Raw genomic sequence first — 2,547 nt, 5'->3', positions numbered from 1 at the left:
GGCAAGAGCGTCTTTCATCCCACGGCTAAAGCCGGCAAGTAAGGATGGGTTTTCAGACGCTGTTTTTTATAATACTCTGCAACAACCTATCTTAGTAGCTCGCACAAATTTCTAAGAATTTCTGTGCATCTAGTCCCTTCGATTTTACGTCTTTCACACCCTTCCAAAACTTCTAATAAAAAAGTCGGCTTCGCCGATTTAAAGCCAGGGTAATCCTTTAAAGTACAGCCTTTCGGTAGACTTTTTTGATGCCAGAAAGCAATGCACTTTCTTAGGCATTCAAAAAAGGCGTCTAATTATATAGACGCCCCAAAATTGTTTAACTTTACACAATTATGTTATATATGTATCTCTCTAAAGCCTTTCTTGTAATTAAAAGATATCTAAGATGTTATTTGTCTAGTGCCTTTGGTGTTTTTGGTTGATAAAACAAGAAAAAACACGCCGTACTAGATACTAATGTTGCCACTACAAAGAGTATTGAAGAAATAATCCCAAACATTTTACTTTTCATAAATAACATCCCCCATTTTTTTATTTAACAAGCAAAATCATAATAATGTGATTTTACTTATTAGCCTTGTTATTAGTTTTTACCATTCCATTATCTATATCATCTTTCATGGACTCCAAGGCACTTTTTAATTCTAAGTATTTTCTATTTTCCACCAATGAATGTAAGTAATTAATGTTTTGAATAATTTCTATACCATCATACTGTCTTTTTTGCTCTTCTTCACTTTGTATAAGTTTTCCCATTTTAAAAACACTTTTGATAACAAGTAACGTAAAAATCACAGTTACTACAACACTCACTGCAACTAGCACAATGTTTTCTGTATTTTTTAAAAATTCTATATTATTAACAACTATAGTATAAATAAGTATTAAATGCAAAAACGAAAACGCAAGTTGCAATATTAAAAATCTAACCCGACTTACATAAAACTTATTAACATCTTTTTTCCCTAAATAACGAATATTTATGTCTAACCTGTATATAATATAAACAATAGCACCTATAATAACAAAATACTGTACAGCAAACAATATTAAACCAAAGCTGCTTTCCACTAATTTATCATCTGTTACCCCTGTTATACCTGAAACAACATTAAACAAGAAACCCTGCACAGTTACAAAAATAATCATAGTTACTAAGCAACTTATAATTGACTCAACAATATTTACTTTATAAATAAAATATATCAATGCTACAAACACAAGAACCTGAGGTATTATTGAAAATAAATAATTTGACACTGGCACAGCAAGCACCCTAAAAACTACTGCCGAGATAACCCCAAGTAACACCACACTTTTAAGGGGTGCTGTTTCCTTTTTCCCAACAATTACCCAAACAAACAAAGCCATCATAAACTGCTCTGGTATTGAAATCGCAATAAAATCAACTAAGGATGTTCCCATATAAGTTAACCTCTCATTTTGTTAAGTTTACTTTATCATATTATATCATGACAATCAACAATTGTGTCAAATAAGATTATTTTCGACTTTTTTTTGATACAATTTAAAATAAAAGCAACATGCCGTTGCTTTTATTTGTCGAATTAGAATCTAATCAAAGGTTCTTTTGTTTAATGTTTTGTAATTTTTTCTAAACAAATCGTATACTAGTAATCATTTAGTAAGTGGATAAATATTATAATTAGCTGAATTTTAATCTTTTGCCAATATATCCTTTATTATCTGAGCATTCTTTTCAACATAACACTCTTTTAACATTTCACTATGTGCTCCATACCCCCTATATACTTGAAATTTCTTTGTGGTAGAGTATTCCCATTCTTCTTTTAAAGTTTCAAATTCTTTAGTGGTATCTGTAATATCTGCTGATTTAATTAAAGAAATATTTGCTTTTACATTTCCTAAATTGTTTAAGTTTGATATATATTCTTTATATTTCTCTATTTTTTCTTTTAATGCTTTGCTAGTGTAAATATTCCCATTATATTGTTTCCTTTCATGCTGTTCTTCTAATTGTTTAATTAGTAGTTCAGCATTTTGGCTTTTTATTTCATTTCTTAATGGATTTCTTTCTCCAGTCATCTTATATGTGTCCATTAATATAATATTTTTAATTTCATTTCCTTGAGCCTGTAATTCTTTTGCAACTTCAAATGCTATATTTCCCCCCGCCGAATATCCTAATAATAGAAATGGTTTATTTGGATTTATACTTTTAAGAATTTCAATATATTTTTGTATCTTATTTTCTTCTTCTATAAAATTCAGGGCATAAAGTGCATGCTTATTTAATTGATTAGCAAGATGCCTGTATACAACTCCATTTGTAACTATTGGTGGAAATGCAAAAATATTATTATCTTTTTTATCCTTAAATAAAATAACATTATTGCTTATAAATTGGTTTCCTTTTGTTTTTTCTAATACTTTATAATTACTAATAAACTCTGACATTTCTTTAATTGTGCTTCTTTCAAATATTACATTTAAAGGTGCTTCTATACCCATTACTTTATTTATTTTTGATATTGCTAACATTGCCTTTAATGAATGTCCTCC

Annotated in this window: 3 protein-coding genes; all 3 read right to left on the bottom strand. The window is 28.8% G+C overall.

Annotation, left to right across the window (positions count from 1 at the left end):
- Positions 1-391: 391 nt before the first annotated feature.
- Positions 392-514 carry a cyclic lactone autoinducer peptide gene (locus RBH29_RS17425; RefSeq protein WP_306698282.1) on the bottom strand — a complete coding sequence of 41 codons (123 nt, stop codon included), beginning with the start codon at positions 512-514 and terminating at the stop codon, positions 392-394.
- A 53-nt stretch (positions 515-567) separates the two neighbouring features.
- Complete coding sequence (locus RBH29_RS17420; protein WP_306698281.1) at positions 568-1,428, bottom strand: hypothetical protein; 861 nt, start codon at positions 1,426-1,428, stop codon at positions 568-570.
- 252 nt (positions 1,429-1,680) lie between these two features.
- On the bottom strand, positions 1,681-2,547 hold an 867-nt coding region (locus tag RBH29_RS17415; RefSeq protein ID WP_306698280.1), incomplete at its 5' end, for a thioesterase domain-containing protein.

The sequence above is a fragment of the Herbivorax alkaliphila genome, assembly GCF_030848475.1.
Classification (GTDB): domain Bacteria; phylum Bacillota; class Clostridia; order Acetivibrionales; family Acetivibrionaceae; genus Herbivorax.
Note: the sequence above shows the minus strand (reverse complement) of the source record. Positions and strands in the feature narration are given on the sequence as shown.